The following is a 17,678-nucleotide window of genomic DNA, read 5'->3' as shown; positions in this document are numbered from 1 at the left end:
GTGCCCTGCATGAAATCCGGCAAAAACGGCAGTAAGTACGACATCTCCGGGTGGCTGGCGCGGCGGGCGACCTGGCATCTGTGGGCGGTGCCGGCGATCGTGCTGGGCGCCCAGGCGGTGCGGGTGGCACGGCTGACCTCGGACGGCGGCATGGACAACGCCATCGTCGTCCGCGCGGCCCGGACCTGGCTGGCCGGCGGCTCCCCGTACGACGACCCGCACTTCCTCTATCTGCCGAGCGCGGTGCTCGCGGCCGCCCCGCAGGCCCTGCTGCCCCAGGTGTGGCTGCGGGTGCTGGTGCCGCTGACGGTGATCGCCCTGCTGACCGGTGCCTGGGCCTGCGCGCTGCGGCTGCACCGCCTCCCGCTGGGCAGCCGGTTCGCGGCGCTGGGGCTGGCCGGGCTCGCGGCCGGGTTCGCGCCGTTCGCGCATCTGGTGTCGCTGGCGAACTGGACGGTCACCGCCGCACTGGCCCTGCCGCTGGCGCTGCTGCTCGCGGCGCGCGGGCGGTGGACGGCGGCGGGCGTGGTGATCGGCGCGGCGGTGGCGCTGAAGCCGCTGCTCGCGCCGATGGCCCTGCTGTTCCTGTTCGCCCGCCGCTGGCCGGCGCTGGCGGCGACCCTCCTGGTCCCCGCGGCGGCCTCGGCCGGGGCCGGACTGCTGATGCCGGACCCGGCGGGCTTCCTCACCCGCACCCTGCCCTTCCTGCTGCGCGGCGACGACGCATTCGTACGGCTCTACGAGGCGTCCCCGGCCGCCGTGCTGCCGCGCCTCGGGGTGCCGCCGACGCTCGCCGGGCTGCTCGCCGCGGCGGCGGCGGGGGTGGGCGTGCTGTGCGCGTACCGCCGGTGGCGCCGGGCCGACCCCGGCCCGCTGCGGCTGACGGACACCGCGGCGGGCCTGATGCTCTCCGCTTTCCTGGTGTCCAGGCCGTCGTACGACCACTACCTCGTGGTCGTGCTGCCCCTGCTGCTCGCCGGGCTGCCGTACCCGGGGTCGGTCGCGCGGCGTCCCTGGTTCTGGCTCGCCCTGGCCCCGCAGCTGCCGTCGCTGACCCTGCCCTACCTGGAACCGCCCCGCCGCCGCGCCTTCAAGGACGCGCTCACGCTCTGCGTCCTCGCCGCCACCGTCGCCGCGCACGGTGTCCGCAACGGACCGGACGGCGCGCCCGGCCGTCTCGTCACTCCGCGACGGGAGCGGTCCGGTGGCGCGGCTCGCGTACCCTGAGGGGTGCAGGCGCCGGGCTCGACGCCCGGTGATCGCGCGTTTTGACCCGTCCGGGCCGACGCGGGTATCCTGCATGTTCGTTGTGTATTGGCTTGCTCATTCTCACGGGACGGGCCCTTACACCGGTCCACCGGGCCGATGACCAGCGACCAGCACGCGGTTTGCGTCACCGCAGTGCGGTCAGGGCTGTCGTGATCGTTTCGGTGACCTGTTCAGGACCATTCACTCGAAGCGAAGGCTACGAACCGTGCGTACGTACAGCCCCAAGCCCGGCGATGTGACGCGCCAGTGGCACGTCATTGACGCTCAGGACGTCGTCCTGGGCCGTCTCGCCTCCACTGCCGCGACCCTCCTCCGGGGCAAGCACAAGCCGATCTACGCGCCGCACGTCGACGCTGGTGACTTCGTCATCATCATCAACGCCGACAAGGTGCACCTGTCCGGCAACAAGCGGACCCAGAAGATGGCGTACCGCCACTCCGGCTACCCGGGTGGTCTGCGCTCCGTCCGTTACGACGAGCTGCTCGACAAGAACCCCGAGAAGGCCATCGAGAAGGCCGTCAAGGGCATGCTCCCCAAGAACTCCCTGGGCCGTCAGATGCTCTCGAAGCTGAAGGTCTACAAGGGTGACCAGCACCCGCACGGCGCGCAGCAGCCGCAGCCGTACGAGATCACCCAGGTCGCGCAGTAAGTCCGGCCACCCCCTAAGACTGAAGAGAATCTGAGGAGAATCGTGGCCGAGACCACTGCCGAGCAGCCGCTCGAAGAGCTTGACATCGACAGCTACACCACCGAGTCCGAGGTCCCCGTCGAGGGCGAGTACACCTCGGAGTCCCTGGCCTCCCGCTTCGGCGAGCCGCAGCCGGCCGCCGGCCTGGGCCGCCGCAAGAACGCCATCGCCCGCGTCCGGATCGTCCCGGGCACCGGCAAGTGGAAGATCAACGGTCGCACCCTCGAGGACTACTTCCCGAACAAGGTGCACCAGCAGGAAGTCAACGAGCCCTTCAAGGTGCTGGAGCTCGAGGGCCGTTACGACGTCATCGCCCGCATCGCCGGTGGCGGTGTCTCCGGTCAGGCCGGTGCGCTCCGTCTCGGTGTCGCCCGTGCGCTGAACGAGGCCGACGTCGACAACAACCGCGGCCCGCTGAAGAAGGCCGGCTTCCTCCGCCGCGACGACCGCGCGGTCGAGCGGAAGAAGGCCGGTCTGAAGAAGGCCCGCAAGGCTCCGCAGTACAGCAAGCGCTAATCACAGCTGCCTGCTCGTACTCCGAACGCCCCGGCGGCACGCCACTGTGCCGCCGGGGCGTTCGTTTATCACAACCACAGGCGTATAACGGCACAAGACGCTCAAAGGCTTGTGTGATCGGATGGCCGGGCAGGGTGTCGCTTCGCCCGGGATCACGGGAGCCGCCTGCCCGGGCCGCACCGGCGGGGGCTTTCCGGAACTGATGCTTCCTCAGGAGGACAAGTGGGACGACTCTTCGGCACGGACGGTGTGCGCGGTGTCGCCAACGCGGATCTGACCGCCGAGATGGCGCTCGGACTGTCCGTCGCGGCGGCCCACGTACTGGCCGAGGCGGGCACCTTCGAGGGTCACCGGCCCAAGGCGGTGGTCGGACGGGACCCGCGCGCGTCCGGGGAGTTCCTGGAAGCCGCCGTCGTCGCCGGCCTCGCCAGCGCCGGCGTGGACGTACTGCGCGTCGGCGTGCTGCCGACCCCCGCCGTGGCCCACCTCACCGGCGCCCTCGGCGCCGACCTGGGCGTCATGCTCTCCGCCAGCCACAACGCCATGCCCGACAACGGCATCAAGTTCTTCGCCCGGGGCGGCCACAAACTGCCGGACGACATCGAGGACCGCATCGAGTCCGTCTACGAGGAGCACCGCACCGGCGCGCCCTGGGACCGGCCCACCGGGGCCGGCGTCGGCCGGGTGCGGGACTACGAGGAAGGCGCCGAGCAGTACGTCGAGCACCTGCTCGCAGTGCTGCCCAACCGGCTCGACGGGCTGAAGATCGTCCTCGACGAGGCGCACGGCGCGGCCGCGCGGGTGTCGCCGGAGGCGTTCACCCGGGCCGGCGCCGAGGTGATCACCATCGGTGCCGAGCCGGACGGGCTCAACATCAACGACGGCTGCGGGTCGACGCACCTCGGGCCGCTCAAGGCCGCGGTCGTCGAGCACGGCGCGGACTTCGGCATCGCCCACGACGGGGACGCCGACCGGTGCCTCGCCGTCGACCACACCGGTGCGGAGGTCGACGGGGACCAGATCCTGTCCGTGCTGGCCCTCGCCCTGCGGGAGCGCTCCGAGCTGCGGGCCGACACCGTGGTCGCCACCGTCATGTCCAACCTGGGCTTCAAGCTCGCCATGGAGCAGGCGGGCATCCGGCTCGTCCAGACCGCGGTCGGCGACCGGTACGTCCTGGAGGAGATGAAGCAGCACGGCTTCGCGCTCGGCGGCGAGCAGTCCGGGCATGTGATCATCCTCGACCACGCCACCACCGGCGACGGCACGCTGACCGGGCTCCTGCTGGCCGCCCGGGTCGCGGAGACCAAGCGGTCGCTGCGGGAGCTGGCGGGCGTGATGGAGCGGCTGCCGCAGGTGCTGATCAATGTGCCGGACGTGGACAGGTCCCGGGTCGGGACCTCGGCCGAGCTGGGTGTGGCCGTCGCCGAGGCCGAGCGGGAGCTGGGAGCGACGGGGCGGGTGCTGCTGCGTCCCTCCGGGACCGAGCCGCTGGTCCGGGTGATGGTCGAGGCGGCGGACATCGAGCAGGCGCAGTCCGTCGCGGGGCGGCTGGCCGATGCGGTGAAGTCCGCGCTGGGGTAGTCCCTCGTCGCCGGGTTCGGGGCGGGGGTTCCGTGCGTTGCGGGCCGCGGGTTCACCGTGGCTCGTCGCGCAGTTCCCCGCGCCCCTGAGCGGCGTTCTTCCTGCCGGTCGTCTTCGACCACAGAGCCTTCTGGGTCAGGAGGGTCAGTGTGCCGGCGAGCATGATGCCGACCAGGTTCAGCAGGAGCTGTTCGGCCGAGCCCCAGGCCTGGCGGTACTCGCTGTAGCTGAAGGCGACCGCCGCGTTGGCCGCGGCCGGGACCGTGGTGACCGAGATGGCGACGCCGACCAGGGCGCCGGACTTCGCCGAGGTCAGGGAGAGGGTCCCGGCGCAGCCCGCCAGGACCGCCACGACGAAGGAGAACCAGTCGGGGCGGTAGATGAAGTTGGTGTTGGGGCGCTCGGCGTCCAGGGCCTCGGCGGTGAACAGGTCGACGGCGTCCATGAAGTGGCTGAAGCCGACCGTCACCAGCATCGCCACGGCGAAGCCGGCCAGCAGGGCGACCAGGGAGCGCAGCGCCAGGCGGGGGCGGCGCTGCACGAGAGCGGTGCAGACGCCGGCCAGCGGTCCGAACTCCGGGCCCACCGCCATCGCGCCCACGATCAGGATCGCGTTGTCGAGGACCACACCGCAGGCCGCGATCATCGTCGCCAGGGTGATGAACGCGAGGTAGGTGACGGAAAGCGTCGATTCCTCGTGCGTCTCCTCCACGAGGTGCTCCCACAGGACGGCGTCCGCGGCCTCGCCGGGGGCGTCCTTCTCGGCCTTCTCGGCGCGCTGGGAGAGGGACAGGTCGATGTTCTCGACCGCGATCGAGCCGGACTCGTCGAGCCCCAGCCGGCTCAGTGCCGTGATGAGTTCGTCGGCGGCCTCGCGGGCGACATCGCACAGCACGACGTCGCCGACCGGGTCGCGGGCGGCGCCCGGCAGCACGACCAGGTGCGTGGTTCCGACCGTGTCCTCGATCAGGCGGGCCACGGCGTCCGTCCGGTCGGACGGCGTGATCAGGCGCAGATGCAGCATGCCGCCCTTTCTAACAGCCCTCGGTGACGGGCTTACAGCTTTCGCAGGCTCAGGCGCTGCACCTTGTGGTCCGGTCCCTTGCGCAGGACGAGGGTGGCGCGGCCGCGGGTGGGGGCGATGTTCTCCACCAGGTTGGGCTTGTTGATGGTGCGCCACATCGTGCGGGCGTAGTCCAGGGCCTCCTCCTCCGACACCTGCGTGTACTTGCGGAAGTAGGAGGAGGGGTTCTGGAAGGCGGTCGCGCGCAGCTTGCGGAACCGGTCGAGGTACCAGTGCTCGATGTCCTCGGTGCGCGCGTCGACGTACACACTGAAGTCGAAGTAGTCGGCGAGGCCGACCCGGGTGCGGCCGTCCTTGCCGGGCAGGGCGGGCTGGAGGACGTTCAGGCCCTCGACGATCAGGATGTCGGGGCGGCGCACGACCAGGCGCTCGCCGGGCACGATGTCGTAGATGAGGTGGGAGTAGACGGGGGCGCCGACCTCGCCCTTCCCGGCCTTGATGTCGGCGACGAAACGGGTCAGGGCGCGCCGGTCGTAGGACTCGGGGAAACCTTTCCGCGACATCAGGCCGCGGGCCTGGAGCTCCTTGGTCGGCAGCAGGAAGCCGTCCGTGGTGACCAGCTCCACGCGCGGGTGCTCCGGCCAGCGGGACAGCAGGGCCTGGAGCAGGCGGGCGACCGTGGACTTGCCCACGGCGACCGAGCCGGCGACCCCTATCACGAAGGGGGTGCCGGACTGGGAGCCCTGTTCGCCGAGGAACGTGTTCAGCGCGCCGCGCAGGCCGTCGGTGGCGCCGACGTAGAGGTTGAGGAGCCGGGACAGCGGCAGGTAGATGTCCCGCACCTCGTCGAGGTCGATGACGTCGCCGAGGCCGCGCAGCTTCTCGACCTCCTCGGCGGTCAGCGGCAGCGGCGTCTTGTCACGCAGCGCGCTCCACTCGGCGCGGGTGAGGTCGACGTAGGGAGTCGCCTCCGGGCGGGGCCGGTGGGCGCTCCGGGGCATCGAGGAGACCGGAGAGATCACAGTCCATTGTTACGGGAGTACGAACGGAAGGTGGGGTGGCATCCGTCACGCGGGGCTCCGGAGCGCTCCGACGGCCTCGTACCCCCGTGGGAATTTCCGAATTCGGGCACGCTACGGCAGGTTCGGAGCGTGAAACGACCGTAGGCTGCCGCTCATGTGCGGAATCGTGGGATACGTGGGAGCGCAGTCGGCGCTCGATGTCGTGATGGCCGGACTGAAGCGGCTGGAGTACCGGGGCTACGACTCGGCCGGTGTCGCCGTGCTCGCCGACGGCGGGCTGGCCGCGGCCAAGCGGGCCGGGAAGCTGGTCAACCTGGAGAAGGAGCTGTCGGAGCGACCGCTGCCGACCGGCTCCACCGGCATCGGACACACCCGGTGGGCCACCCACGGCGGACCGACCGACGCCAACGCCCACCCGCACCTCGACAACGCGGGCCGGGTCGCCGTCGTCCACAACGGCATCATCGAGAACTTCGCCGCCCTGCGGGCCGAGCTGGCCGAACGCGGACACGAACTGGCCTCCGAGACGGACACCGAGGTCGTGGCGCATCTGCTCGCCGAGGAGTTCTCCTCCTGCGCCGACCTCGCCGAGTCGATGCGGCTGGTGTGCCGGCGGCTCGAAGGCGCGTTCACGCTGGTCGCGGTGCACGCCGACGAGCCCGACCTGGTCGTCGGCGCGCGCCGCAACTCGCCGCTCGTCGTCGGCGTCGGCGAGGACGAGGCGTTCCTCGCCTCGGACGTCGCCGCGTTCATCGCCCACACCCGCTCCGCGATCGAGCTGGGCCAGGACCAGGTGGTGGAGCTGCGCCGGGACGGGGTGACCGTGACCGGCTTCGACGGCAGCCCCGCCGACGTCCGCTCGTACCACGTCGACTGGGACGCGTCCGCCGCCGAGAAGGCCGGCTACGACTACTTCATGCTCAAGGAGATCGCCGAACAGCCCAAGGCGGTCGCCGACACCCTGCTCGGACGCATCGACGCGGCGGGCTCGCTGACGCTGGACGAGGTCCGCATCCCGCCGGGGGTGCTGCGGGAGGTCGACAAGGTCGTCATCATCGCCTGCGGCACGGCCTTCCACGCCGGGATGATCGCCAAGTACGCCATCGAGCACTGGACGCGGATCCCCTGCGAGGTCGAGCTGGCCAGCGAGTTCCGCTACCGCGACCCGATCCTCGACCCGCAGACGCTGGTCGTCGCGATCTCCCAGTCCGGGGAGACCATGGACACCCTGATGGCGCTGCGGCACGCCCGCGAGCAGGGCGCCAAGGTGCTGGCGATCTGCAACACCAACGGGTCGACGATCCCGCGGGAGTCCGACGCGGTGCTCTACACGCACGCCGGGCCCGAGGTCGCCGTCGCCTCGACGAAGGCGTTCCTGACCCAGCTGGTCGCCTGCTACCTGGTCGCCCTGTACCTGGGCCAGGTGCGCGGCACCAAGTGGGCCGACGAGGTCCGGGACGTCATCCGGGAACTGTCGAAGATCGCCGCCGGGGTCGAGCGGGTCCTGGAGACCATGGAGCCGGTGCGGACGCTGGCCCGCAGCCTCGCCCACAAGAACACCGTGCTCTTCCTGGGCCGGCACGTCGGCTACCCGGTGGCCCTGGAAGGCGCCCTCAAGCTGAAGGAACTCGCCTACATGCACGCCGAGGGCTTCGCGGCGGGCGAGCTGAAGCACGGGCCGATCGCGCTGATCGAGGAGGACCTGCCGGTCGTGGTGGTGGTGCCGTCACCGCGCGGCCGGTCCGTCCTCCACGACAAGATCGTCTCCAACATCCAGGAGATCCGCGCGCGCGGCGCCCGCACCATCGTCATCGCGGAGGAGGGCGACGAGGCGGTCGTGCCGTACGCCGACCACCTGATCCGCGTCCCCGCCACCCCGACGCTGCTCCAGCCCCTGGTGGCCACGGTGCCGCTCCAGGTCTTCGCCTGCGAGCTGGCCACGGCCCGCGGCAACGAGGTGGACCAGCCGCGGAACCTGGCGAAGTCGGTGACCGTGGAGTAGCGGCCGGGCGGGCCGCGCCGTCAGCGGGCCCTGCGGCGCGGCTCGCGCAGCAGCTTCCACGTCACGAACAGCAGCGGCAGCTCCAGCGCCCAGATGCCGATCACCGCGTCCCACTCGGGACGGGCGGCACCCGCCTCGTCGAGCGTGACCAGGGCGCACAGCAGACCCCACACGAGGGTCAGCGCCGAGCTGATCCAGAACCCGGTCTGCCAGGCCCAGGCGGCCTTGCTCCGGCCGCCGGGCGCGCGGCCGGAGCCCTTCGGGCGCTCGCTCGGCCGGGGGATGTCCTCCGGGTCCCTGGCGGGGAGGCGGACCACCACGCCCGGCGGGACCGCCGCGTCCAGGGCCGCGATCCGGTCCGGGGTGACACCCCGGTAGAGGGTGGGCTCCACGGTCACGGAGAAGCCGTCGTGCCCGGTGAGGCCGCGCGCCCCGTCGGGCCGGACGGACATCGCCGCGCAGGCGTCGTACCGCACGGTCACCGGGCCGCCCGGCGTCAGCAGGCTGACGCCCTCCGCGCCGATGACCAGGGTGACCCGCTCGTCCTCCAGCGAGGCGTGCCGGGTGCCGGTGACCGCGTCCGGGGAGTACTGCGGGGCCAGCGTGAGGCCCGCCCAGTCTGCGCCCCGGCCCGGCACCTGGAGCAGCCCCGCGTCCCAGGCCTCCCGGGCCACCTCGCGCAGATCGTCCACCGTCACCGCCTCCAGCTCGGCCCGGTGCTGGTCCGGGGAGAGGATGCGGTGGCCGAGCAGCAGGCTCAGCGCGTACGACGGCAGCGCGGCGGCGCCCAGGTCCGGCACGTCGTACATCTTCAGGATCTTGGCGCGTACGGCGTCCAGCTCCGCCTGCTCGATCCGGCCGGCGCGCAGGCGCGCGAGCGTGTCGACGAACCCGCCGACGACCGCGTCCTGCTTCTGCGGCAACGCGTCCGCGTACGCGGTGAGCGTGGCGAAACCGGCGTCACGCGGGCTGTAGTCGGCCTCCGCCGTGTACGAGTAGCCGCCCTCCTGGCGCAGGTCCTGGAACAGGGCGCGGCCGAGGACGTCGGCGAAGACGGAGGCGGCGGTGGTGCGGCGCAGCACCGAGGTGAACACGACATGGCCGTCGTCGCCGTGGATGTACGCCGGGGTGACCGGCAGGGCGCTCGTCGCCGCCGGGGCCGGGATGCGGGTGCCGGCCGGGAGCGTGAGGTCCAGGCCCGCCGGGACGTGTTCGCTGGTGATCCACAGCACCGCGTTGTCCCGGGTGAACCGGGTCTGCGCCCAGTGCCGGACCTGGTCGGCGGTCAGGTTCCAGGTGCCGAGCTCGCGGTAGCTGGACAGGCCGTAGCCCTGGGCGCCGTAGCGCCACAGCGGCATCTGCGAGTTGGGTCCCTGGCCGCGGCCGGCGGCCTCCGTCCGCAGGATCTCCTTCTCCGTCTCCAGCCGGTCCAGCGGCAGGTCGCGCAGCGCCGCGCAGACGGCGTTCAGATGGGCGACGACCTCCTCCTCGCTGCCGGTGACGTGGAAGAGGGTGTACGCGTTCGCCGTTGCGCCGTTGTAGTGCAGGTCGGACAGGCCGAGGCGGTGCAGCGCCAGATGCTCGACCAGGTGGGTGATGCCGCTGGTGGCGAGGGTCTCGTCGGCGCGGCCCACGCGGAAGAAGAGCCCGGCGGTGATCTCGCTGCCCTGGGCGGGGGCGTGGAGGGTGGGGATGCCGTGGGTCGTGGTGTGGGAGATCAGGCCGGAGAGGGCGTCGAGGCCGCCCGCGATGTCGGTGGTCATGTGTGCCGCCCCCTCAGAACGTCGCCAGCGCGGACTTGCGGTACTTGATGAACGCGGCCTTCGGATCCGACAGGTACGACCAGGGGAACTCGCTCGCCCGGTCGCCGAGGACCGCGAAGTGCCGGTGGGCGTCCTCGAAGTGGCCGCCGAGGGAGAAGGCCATCGCGAACGCGCTGTGCGCGCCGATCCAGTGCCAGCCCGGCCGGTAGTCCGCGTGCAGCACGGAGACCTGCGCCGCGAACCGCAGGTCGTCGCGGACCGGGACGCCCCGCATGTACGCGGTGCCCTCCGCGCCGTCCAGGTCCAGCCAGCGCTCCAGGTGGGCGAGCGCGACCAGGGCGCCGGTGTGCGAACCGTCCGGGGCCGCGGTGGTGGCCTCGCGGGCGAAGCCGTGCGCGGCGTCCCAGGAACCGCTCCACTTCGGGCACAGCTGCTGGAGCAGCTGCGTCTGCGCCGGGTAGTGGTGCGGGTGGTGCGCGCTGAGCCGGTCGTAGCGGCGGCGGGCCTCGGCCTGGCCGAGCTGCAGCCCGCGCGCGGTGATCAGCCGTACGGTCCAGGCGGGGGCGTACCAGGGATGCTGGGCGCACACCTCGATGAGGATCTGCTCCGCCTTGCGCAGCCAGTCGTGGAACTGCGCGAACTGGTCCCGGGAGACGTGCTGGGCGCGCAGATCGCTGCGGATCGCCCAGCCGATGCGGACATAGCGGTCGGCGAGCAGGGTGCGCGGCAGCGGATCCGCCGGATGCTCGGCGGCGACCCGCTCCAGCATCGCCTCCACGCCGTCCTCCTCGGCGAGCAGACCGACGGCGTACGTCACCTTCTCCGGAGAGTCGAGCGAGGCGAAGTACGCCCGTACGGCGGCCCAGTCGCCGACGCGGGCGGCGGTGCGCAGCGGGAGGAGTTCGGGGAGGGTGTCGTACGGGTCGAAGTACGGCCCCGTCCCGGGCACCGCGCCCGGTATGCCGCTGGTGGTCCTGCTCATGCCTCCGCCCCCTGGCGTGCCGTGACAACGCCGGGCGCGCGAACTGGCCCCCCAGGGCGCGCCGGCGTGTGAAGTGTGAAGTCGCCGCAGGCTAGCAGCCCGGAGCGGGGGCGTCCGACCGTAGGGTGCTCGGCATGAGCATCATCGGAGTCGGTATCGACGTCGCCGAGATCGACCGCTTCGCGGCGGCCCTGGAGCGCACCCCCGGCCTGGCGCAGCGCCTCTTCCGGGACAGCGAGTTGCTGCTGCCCGGCGGCCAGCGCCGCGGCATCGCCTCCCTCGCCGCCCGCTTCGCGGCCAAGGAGGCCGTCGCCAAGGCCCTGGGCGCACCGCCCGGCCTGCACTGGACGGACGCCGAGGTGTACGTCGAGGACAGCGGGCAGCCCCGGCTGCGGGTGACCGGGACCGTGGCGGCCCGCGCGGCGGAACTCGGCGTACAGAGCTGGCATGTGTCCCTCAGCCATGACGCGGGGGTGGCTTCGGCGGTGGTGGTGGCGGAGGGGTGAGGGCGGGGTAGGAACGTTTTTTCGGCCCTCGGAAGGGTGAACGGATCTCCGTTGCCCGGAATTCGCGTCGCGTGGCAACGCAGAGTCGGGCCCATGGTGACATCCACCCACGAGGCCTCCCACCGGATCTTTCAGGACCATCCGGAAGTCCTCGCACCCATCTTCGAGGCGCTGGGCCTGCCGCCGCCCGTGAAGGCGAACATCGAGGCCATCACCCCCGACACCACGGAACTGAAGCCGCTCGTCGGAACTGCTGGAAGTCGGCCTGGAGGACACTCCGGCCCGGGAGACGTGGAGAGAGCTGGAGAAAATGGTCATCAGTTACTTCCCCGGCAGGGGCACCCTCTTCGAGGAGACGTACCTGGAGGGCCAGGCCGAGGGCATGGCCGAGGGCATCGCCAAGGGCATCGCCACGGGCAAGGCCCAGGGCGTGGCTGAAGGCAGGGCCGTGGGTAGGGCCGAGGCCGTGCTGCGTGTCCTTCAGGCCCGCGGTTTCACCGTCTCCGACGCCGTACGCGATCGCCTGTTCGACTGCTCGGATCTCTCCCGCCTCGACGACTGGCTCGTACGTGCCGTGAAGGTCGAGCAGGCGGAGGACCTGTTCGGCGAGGACTGACCCTCTACGTCGCCGGTCGCCCCCGTGACGCGGGGCGACCGGCGACGCTGTTCAGCGGATCGACCGCGTGCTGTCGACCGGAGTGCTGTTGCGGAAGTCCGTGTACTCGCCGCAGGGTTCCAAGTGGTCGACGAGGTGCGGGAGAGGTGGACGGATGCGGACCGCGTACGGCGTGGAGACGGTCAGGGCGGCGGAGCGGGAGCTGATGGCCCGGTTGCCGGAGGGGACGCTGATGCAGCGGGCGGCGGCCGGACTCGCCACCGCCTGCGCGCAGGTGCTGGGACGGGTGTACGGCAGCCGGGTCGTGCTGCTGGTGGGCAGCGGTGACAACGGGGGTGACGCCCTGTACGCCGGGGCGCGGCTCGCGCGGCGCGGCGCGGGTGTCACCGCCGTGCTGCTGTCGCCGGGGCGGGCGCACGCCGGAGGGCTCGCGGCGCTGCGGCGGGCCGGAGGCGCCGTCGCGGCGGCCGGTGCGGGGGAAGCGCTGATCGAGCGGGCCGACCTCGTCGTCGACGGGATCGTCGGCATCGGGGGGAAGGGCGGGCTGCGGGCCGAGGCCGTACCGCTCGCCGAGGCCGCCGCGCTGGCCCGGGCCGCCGTCGTCGCCGTCGACCTGCCGAGCGGCGTCGACGCGGACACCGGTGAGGTGCGGGGCGCGGCGCTGCGGGCCGATGTGACGGTGACGTTCGGGACGCACAAGCCGGGGCTGCTGATCGACCCGGCGCGGGAGTACGCCGGGTCGGTACGGCTCGTGGACATCGGGCTGGAACTGCCCGCCGACGCCGAGGTGGAGGCGTTGCAGCACGCGGACGTCGCGGCGCTGCTGCCGGAGCCGGCGGGGGAGAGCGACAAGTACCGGCGCGGAGTCGTCGGCGTCGCCGCCGGGTCGGCCCGGTACCCCGGGGCGGCGGTGCTGGCCGTCGCGGGCGCGCTGCGGGGCGGGGCCGGGGCGGTGCGGTACGTGGGGCCCGCCGGGGACGCGGTCATCGCCCGCTTCCCCGAGACGCTGGTGTCCGACGCGGGGCCGAAGCGGGCCGGGCGGGTACAGGCCTGGGTCGTGGGGCCGGGGGCCGGGGACGACGCGGGGACGGTCGCGGAGGTGCTGGCGGCCGACGTGCCGGTGCTGGTCGACGCGGACGGGCTGCGGCTGGCCGACGCCGGGGTGGTACGGGCGCGTACCGCACCCACCCTGATGACGCCGCACGCCGGGGAGGCGGCCGCGCTGCTCGGGGTGAGCCGCGAGGAGGTCGAGGGGGCTCGGTTGTCGGCGGTGCGGGAACTGGCGGGGCGGTACGGGGCGGCCGTGCTGCTGAAGGGGTCGACGACGCTGGTCGCCGGGGCGGGGGGCCGGGGCGTGGTGCGGGTGAACCCGACCGGCACCGCCTGGCTGGCCACCGCCGGCAGCGGGGACGTGCTGTCCGGACTCGCCGGGTCGCTGCTGGCAGCCGGGCTGCCGGCGGTCGACGCGGCCAGCGTGGGCGCGTACCTGCACGGCCTCGCCGGGAGGTTCGCGGCGGAGGGGGCGCCGGTGGGGGCGGGGGATGTGGCGGAGGCGGTGCCCAGGGCTTGGCGGGGGGTCAGGGGGGATTGAGCTGGGTCGGCCGGGGCCGGTTGCTTCGTGCTCGGCGTGCGGGCCGGCCGGGGGGTGTTCGCGCGGCCCGGCGCCGGCGGGGTGCCGCCGCGCCCACCCGTGCCGCCCTTGGCGGCACGTATGCCCGCGGCTCACCGGGACTGGTGCGACACGCCCATGTCGTGCCTGGCCTGTGCGGCCGCCCGGGGCGGTGGGGGCCTCTGAGAGACTGGCCCCGATGAGTACGACTGCACATCTGCCGACCGCCCCGTTGCGCGCTCGTGCCGAGATCGATCTGGGCGCGCTGCGCGCCAATGTGCGGGCCCTGCGCGGCCATGCTCCCGGTGCGGCTCTGATGGCCGTGGTGAAGTCCGACGCGTACGGGCACGGGGCGGTGCCGTGTGCCCGGGCGGCCGTCGAGGCGGGGGCGACCTGGCTGGGTACCGCCACGCCCGAGGAGGCGCTGGCGCTGCGCGCGGCCGGGGTGGTGCCCGCGGAGGTGCGGATCCTGTGCTGGCTGTGGACGCCGGGCGGACCGTGGCGGGAGGCCGTCGAGGCCGACGTCGACGTGTCGGTGAGCGGGATGTGGGCGCTGCGGGAGGTCACCGAGGCCGCTCGGCTCGCGGGGCGGCCCGCGCGGGTGCAGCTGAAGGCGGACACCGGGCTCGGGCGCAACGGGTGCCAGCCCGGCGGCGACTGGCGGGAGCTGGTCGGCGCCGCGCTGCGGGCAGAGCGCGAGGGCCTGGTGCGGATCACCGGGCTCTGGTCGCACTTCGCCTGCGCCGACGAGCCCGGCCATCCCTCGATCGCCGCGCAGTTGAACCTGTTCCGGGAGATGGTGGCGTACGCGGAGGAGCAGGGGGTGCGCCCCGAGGTGCGGCACATCGCCAACTCGCCGGCGACGCTCACCCTGCCCGAGACCCATTTCGACCTGGTCCGTACGGGTATCGCTCTCTACGGCGTCTCGCCCAGCCCGGAGATCGGCACCCCCGCCGACTTCGGACTGCGCCCGGTGATGACCCTGGTGGGCTCGCTGGCCCTGGTGAAGCACGTCCCCGGCGGGCACGGCGTCAGCTACGGCCACCACTACACGACGCCCGGGGACACCACTCTCGGTCTGGTCCCGCTCGGTTACGCGGACGGCATTCCGCGGCACGCCTCGGGGACCGGTCCGGTGCTGGTCGGCGGCAAGTGGCGCACGGTGGCGGGGCGGATCGCGATGGACCAGTTCGTCGTGGACCTCGGCGGTGACGAGCCCGCGCCCGGTGACGAGGCCGTGCTGTTCGGGCCGGGTGACCGCGGGGAGCCCACCGCCGAGGACTGGGCGCAGGCCGCGGGGACCATCGCGTACGAGATCGTCACCCGCATCGGAACCCGCGTTCCCCGCGTCTACGTGGACGGCGATGTGAACGGCGATGTGAACGGCCCGGGGAACGGGTAATCGATAAGCGACCGGTCAGTAGTGCGTGAGTCCGTGAGGAGCGGTACGTGAGCGAGAGCAGCGCGGAGGCCGTCGCGGACGTCGTCTCCGCCGCGGGGGCGGCCGGGAGCTGGCGCCGGGCGACCGGGATCGCGGGCGCCGCGATAGGCGTACTGGCCGCCGGCGCGGCCGCCGGCGTCGCCGTGGAGCGGATGACGGTCGGACGCGGCATGCGCCGCAGGGCCCGGCTCGCCCTCGACTCGACCGGGCCGTACGGGGCGCTGCGCGGCACCCCCGGCAAGGCGTACGCCGACGACGGCACCGAGCTGTACTACGAGGTCGACGACGTCCAGCCCGACACGGGTGCCGCCGTCAGCCCGCGCCGGCGACGGCTCTTCGGCCGCAAGGCGCCCGCTCCCGTCACCGTCGTCTTCAGCCACGGCTACTGCCTGACCCAGGACTCCTGGCACTTCCAGCGGGCCGCGCTGCGGGGCGTCGTACGGACCGTGCACTGGGACCAGCGCAGTCACGGGCGGTCCGGGCGCGGGGCGGCGCAGCTGACGGAGGGGGTGCCGGTCAGCATCGACCAGCTGGGCCGCGACCTGAAGGCCGTCATCGACGCGGCCGTGCCCGAGGGGCCGATCGTGCTGGTCGGGCACTCCATGGGCGGGATGACCGTGATGGCGCTGGCCGACCAGTACCCGGAGCTGGTCCGGGAGCGGGTGGTCGCGGTGGCGCTCGTGGGGACGTCGTCGGGAGGGCTCGGCGAGGTCAACTTCGGGCTGCCGGTGGCCGGGGTGAACGCGGTGCGGCGGGTGCTCCCCGGGGTGCTGAAGGCGCTCGGGCAGCGGGCCGAGCTGGTGGAGAAGGGGCGGCGGGCGACCGCCGATCTGTTCGCCGGGGTCATCAAGCGGTACTCGTTCGCGTCCCGGGACATCGACCCGGCCGTCGAGCGGTTCGCCGAGCGGATGATCGAGAGCACGCCGATCGACGTCGTCGCCGAGTTCTATCCGGCGTTCACCGAGCACGACAAGACGCAGGCGCTGGCCCATTTCGCGGAGCTGCCGATGCTGGTGCTGGCCGGGGTCCGGGACCTGGTGACGCCCAGCGAGCACAGTGAGGTCATCGCCGATCTGCTGCCGGACGCCGAGCTGGTGCTGGTGCCGGACGCCGGGCATCTGGTGATGCTGGAACACCCGGAAGTGGTCACCGACCGGCTCGCCGACCTGCTCACCCGCGCGGGTGCCGTGCCCGCAGGGGCTACCGTGGGTGGCTATGGAAGCACCAGCGGCACCGCACAACCCGGCTGAGCGCTCGGCTGAGACCGAGCTGACCGTCACCTCCCCCGACCAGATGCGCGAGCTGGGCCGCCGGCTCGCCAAGCTGCTGCGCGCCGGCGACCTGGTGATGCTCACCGGTGAGCTGGGCGCCGGCAAGACCACGCTGACCCGCGGACTGGGCGAGGGGATGGGCGTGCGCGGCGCGGTCACCTCCCCGACGTTCGTGATCGCCCGGGTGCACCCCTCGCTCGGCGACGGCCCGCCGCTCGTCCACGTGGACGCCTACCGGCTGTCCGGCGGGCTGGACGAGATGGAGGACCTGGACCTCGACGTCTCGCTGCCCGATTCGGTGATCGTCGTGGAGTGGGGCGAGGGCAAGGTCGAGGAGCTGACCGACGACCGGCTGCACGTCGTCATCCACCGGGCCGTGGGCGACACCACCGACGAGGTGCGGCACGTGACGTTCACCGGGATCGGGGAGCGCTGGACGGCGGCGGACCTGAGCGCGCTGTCCGCCTGAGCGGTGATTCCGAGCCGCCCCCCACGACGGCTTCCGAAGGCCCGGTGACGGTTTCCGACAGGACGTCGGGAAGATATTGCGCTGGGCCCGTCGGGCGTGGTCACATGGTATCCCGTCCGTAGTTAGGTCAACCTAACTACGTCCGCCCCCAGATCCCAGGAGGCGTCCATGTCGGCCACGGAACGAGACGAGACACCGCCGCGCGCGGCTGCCCCCCTGTCCCCGGTCCCGCCGGTGTCCATGCGTGACCTGCTGGCGTCCTGCGCCGCGGCCACCGCCGTCTCGACCCCGCCCCGCGAGCCCCGCCTGCCGGAACCCGAACGGCTGACCCGGCAGCGGAAGGCCGCGTAGTCGCCCTACCGGATGACGACGACCTGCTGGCCGATCGTCGCGAAGTTCCACATCGCGTTCCCGTCGGCACGGGACTGCCGGATGCCGCCGGTCAGCGTGCCCGGCTCCGGGGGCGGGGTGGAGCCGTCCACCGCCGCGCTGAAGCCGATGGTCACGTGGTCGACCGAGGCGAACCGGACGACGTGCTCGATGGGGGTGCCGTCGGAGCCGGTGGTGCGGTTCGAGCGGGACGTCACCTCGTACACGCCGGGCACCGGGTCCAGCTCGCTCGGGGTGACCTCGAAGGTGCGCCGGACCTTGTTGTCCGCGCCGACCAGCCACACCCGGTCGTCGTCCAGCGAGTACACGACGCGCTTGCCCCGGCCGGAACCCGCGGGCAGCGCGGCCGGGTTCAGCTCGTCGCGGGGCGCCTTCGAAGCCGCCGCCGCCGGGAGGGTGCCGCGCGCGTGCTTCCCCAGCACCGGAGGCACGTTCGCCGCCGCCTGGAAGGCGAGGAACCCGACCGTCCCGATCGCCGCCGCCGTCAGCCCGGTCACGAGTCCGGCGCTGCTGCTGGCCACGGGCGTCC

The 17,678-nt window shown here is 72.9% G+C and carries 17 protein-coding genes; 12 read left to right on the top strand and 5 right to left on the bottom strand.

Annotation, left to right across the window (positions count from 1 at the left end):
* Positions 1-9: 9 nt before the first annotated feature.
* The 4 genes from AMK31_RS12450 (at position 10) to glmM (ending at position 4,054) form a co-directional block, all read left to right on the top strand.
* Complete coding sequence (locus AMK31_RS12450) at positions 10-1,227, top strand: glycosyltransferase family 87 protein (protein WP_073940520.1); 1,218 nt, start codon at positions 10-12, stop codon at positions 1,225-1,227.
* A gap of 247 nt (positions 1,228-1,474) precedes the next feature.
* Positions 1,475-1,918, top strand: coding sequence for a 50S ribosomal protein L13 (gene rplM / locus AMK31_RS12445; protein ID WP_031118775.1), 444 nt, complete (start codon positions 1,475-1,477; stop codon positions 1,916-1,918).
* 42 nt (positions 1,919-1,960) lie between these two features.
* Entirely contained in the window at positions 1,961-2,473 is a 513-nt protein-coding gene (gene rpsI, locus AMK31_RS12440; RefSeq protein ID WP_003998795.1) for a 30S ribosomal protein S9, read from the top strand.
* 222 nt (positions 2,474-2,695) lie between these two features.
* Positions 2,696-4,054 (top strand): phosphoglucosamine mutase, encoded by a 1,359-nt coding sequence (glmM, locus tag AMK31_RS12435; RefSeq protein ID WP_073940519.1) that lies wholly within the window; start codon positions 2,696-2,698, stop codon positions 4,052-4,054.
* 52 nt (positions 4,055-4,106) lie between these two features.
* Here glmM and AMK31_RS12430 read toward each other — a convergent pair whose 3' ends face one another.
* Together AMK31_RS12430 and coaA are read right to left on the bottom strand one after the other, a co-directional pair.
* Entirely contained in the window at positions 4,107-5,078 is a 972-nt protein-coding gene (locus AMK31_RS12430) for a DUF389 domain-containing protein (RefSeq protein ID WP_073940518.1), read from the bottom strand.
* 32 nt (positions 5,079-5,110) lie between these two features.
* Positions 5,111-6,079, bottom strand: a complete 969-nt coding sequence (gene coaA, locus AMK31_RS12425; protein WP_073940517.1) for a type I pantothenate kinase — start codon at positions 6,077-6,079, stop codon at positions 5,111-5,113.
* A gap of 175 nt (positions 6,080-6,254) precedes the next feature.
* Here coaA and glmS point away from each other — a divergent pair, with 175 nt between their 5' ends.
* Positions 6,255-8,102: a glutamine--fructose-6-phosphate transaminase (isomerizing) gene (glmS, locus tag AMK31_RS12420; protein WP_073940516.1), complete on the top strand. Its 1,848-nt coding sequence runs from the start codon at positions 6,255-6,257 to the stop codon at positions 8,100-8,102.
* A 20-nt stretch (positions 8,103-8,122) separates the two neighbouring features.
* On the opposite strand, the gene AMK31_RS12415 is transcribed toward glmS, so the two are convergent.
* Together AMK31_RS12415 and AMK31_RS12410 are read right to left on the bottom strand one after the other, a co-directional pair.
* Positions 8,123-9,865, bottom strand: a complete 1,743-nt coding sequence (locus AMK31_RS12415) for a M16 family metallopeptidase (protein WP_073940515.1) — start codon at positions 9,863-9,865, stop codon at positions 8,123-8,125.
* A gap of 13 nt (positions 9,866-9,878) precedes the next feature.
* Positions 9,879-10,847: a hypothetical protein gene (locus AMK31_RS12410; protein WP_073940514.1), complete on the bottom strand. Its 969-nt coding sequence runs from the start codon at positions 10,845-10,847 to the stop codon at positions 9,879-9,881.
* A 134-nt stretch (positions 10,848-10,981) separates the two neighbouring features.
* Between AMK31_RS12410 and AMK31_RS12405 the strand changes: the two genes are divergently transcribed.
* The 7 genes from AMK31_RS12405 to AMK31_RS12375 all read left to right on the top strand — a co-directional run bounded on the left by AMK31_RS12405 (position 10,982) and on the right by AMK31_RS12375 (position 17,110).
* Positions 10,982-11,353, top strand: coding sequence for a holo-ACP synthase (locus AMK31_RS12405; protein ID WP_073940781.1), 372 nt, complete (start codon positions 10,982-10,984; stop codon positions 11,351-11,353).
* Positions 11,354-11,663: 310 nt separating this feature from the next.
* Complete coding sequence (locus AMK31_RS42300; RefSeq protein ID WP_073940513.1) at positions 11,664-11,969, top strand: hypothetical protein; 306 nt, start codon at positions 11,664-11,666, stop codon at positions 11,967-11,969.
* Between the two features lie 154 nt (positions 11,970-12,123).
* Positions 12,124-13,560: a bifunctional ADP-dependent NAD(P)H-hydrate dehydratase/NAD(P)H-hydrate epimerase gene (locus AMK31_RS12395; RefSeq protein ID WP_073940512.1), complete on the top strand. Its 1,437-nt coding sequence runs from the start codon at positions 12,124-12,126 to the stop codon at positions 13,558-13,560.
* A 217-nt stretch (positions 13,561-13,777) separates the two neighbouring features.
* Entirely contained in the window at positions 13,778-14,980 is a 1,203-nt protein-coding gene (gene alr / locus AMK31_RS12390) for an alanine racemase (RefSeq protein ID WP_198948476.1), read from the top strand.
* A 47-nt stretch (positions 14,981-15,027) separates the two neighbouring features.
* Positions 15,028-16,269, top strand: coding sequence for an alpha/beta fold hydrolase (locus AMK31_RS12385; protein WP_073940511.1), 1,242 nt, complete (start codon positions 15,028-15,030; stop codon positions 16,267-16,269).
* Positions 16,235-16,759 (top strand): tRNA (adenosine(37)-N6)-threonylcarbamoyltransferase complex ATPase subunit type 1 TsaE, encoded by a 525-nt coding sequence (gene tsaE / locus AMK31_RS12380; RefSeq protein WP_073940510.1) that lies wholly within the window; start codon positions 16,235-16,237, stop codon positions 16,757-16,759. Before AMK31_RS12385 ends, tsaE begins: the two co-directional genes overlap by 35 nt.
* A 168-nt stretch (positions 16,760-16,927) precedes the next feature.
* Positions 16,928-17,110 (top strand): hypothetical protein, encoded by a 183-nt coding sequence (locus AMK31_RS12375; RefSeq protein ID WP_073940509.1) that lies wholly within the window; start codon positions 16,928-16,930, stop codon positions 17,108-17,110.
* Positions 17,111-17,115: 5 nt separating this feature from the next.
* On the opposite strand, the gene AMK31_RS12370 is transcribed toward AMK31_RS12375, so the two are convergent.
* Positions 17,116-17,670, bottom strand: a complete 555-nt coding sequence (locus AMK31_RS12370) for a hypothetical protein (RefSeq protein ID WP_073940508.1) — start codon at positions 17,668-17,670, stop codon at positions 17,116-17,118.
* Between the last annotated feature and the right edge of the window lie 8 nt (positions 17,671-17,678).

This window comes from Streptomyces sp. TSRI0107 (assembly GCF_001905845.1).
Taxonomy (GTDB): domain Bacteria; phylum Actinomycetota; class Actinomycetes; order Streptomycetales; family Streptomycetaceae; genus Streptomyces.
This window is presented reverse-complemented; position numbering and strand designations above follow the sequence as displayed.

Bases quoted from the DNA above. Each gene is read 5' to 3' on its own strand.
- AMK31_RS12450 (WP_073940520.1), top strand. From the start codon at position 10: ATGAAATCCGGCAAAAACGGCAGTAAGTACGACATCTCCGGGTGGCTG.
- AMK31_RS12430 (WP_073940518.1), bottom strand. From the start codon at position 5,078: ATGCTGCATCTGCGCCTGATCACGCCGTCCGACCGGACGGACGCCGTG.
- coaA (WP_073940517.1), bottom strand. From the start codon at position 6,079: ATGCCCCGGAGCGCCCACCGGCCCCGCCCGGAGGCGACTCCCTACGTC.
- glmS (WP_073940516.1), top strand. From the start codon at position 6,255: ATGTGCGGAATCGTGGGATACGTGGGAGCGCAGTCGGCGCTCGATGTC.
- AMK31_RS12415 (WP_073940515.1), bottom strand. From the start codon at position 9,865: ATGACCACCGACATCGCGGGCGGCCTCGACGCCCTCTCCGGCCTGATC.
- AMK31_RS12410 (WP_073940514.1), bottom strand. From the start codon at position 10,847: ATGAGCAGGACCACCAGCGGCATACCGGGCGCGGTGCCCGGGACGGGG.
- AMK31_RS12405 (WP_073940781.1), top strand. From the start codon at position 10,982: ATGAGCATCATCGGAGTCGGTATCGACGTCGCCGAGATCGACCGCTTC.
- AMK31_RS42300 (WP_073940513.1), top strand. From the start codon at position 11,664: ATGGTCATCAGTTACTTCCCCGGCAGGGGCACCCTCTTCGAGGAGACG.
- AMK31_RS12395 (WP_073940512.1), top strand. From the start codon at position 12,124: ATGCGGACCGCGTACGGCGTGGAGACGGTCAGGGCGGCGGAGCGGGAG.
- alr (WP_198948476.1), top strand. From the start codon at position 13,778: ATGAGTACGACTGCACATCTGCCGACCGCCCCGTTGCGCGCTCGTGCC.
- tsaE (WP_073940510.1), top strand. From the start codon at position 16,235: ATGGAAGCACCAGCGGCACCGCACAACCCGGCTGAGCGCTCGGCTGAG.
- AMK31_RS12375 (WP_073940509.1), top strand. From the start codon at position 16,928: ATGTCGGCCACGGAACGAGACGAGACACCGCCGCGCGCGGCTGCCCCC.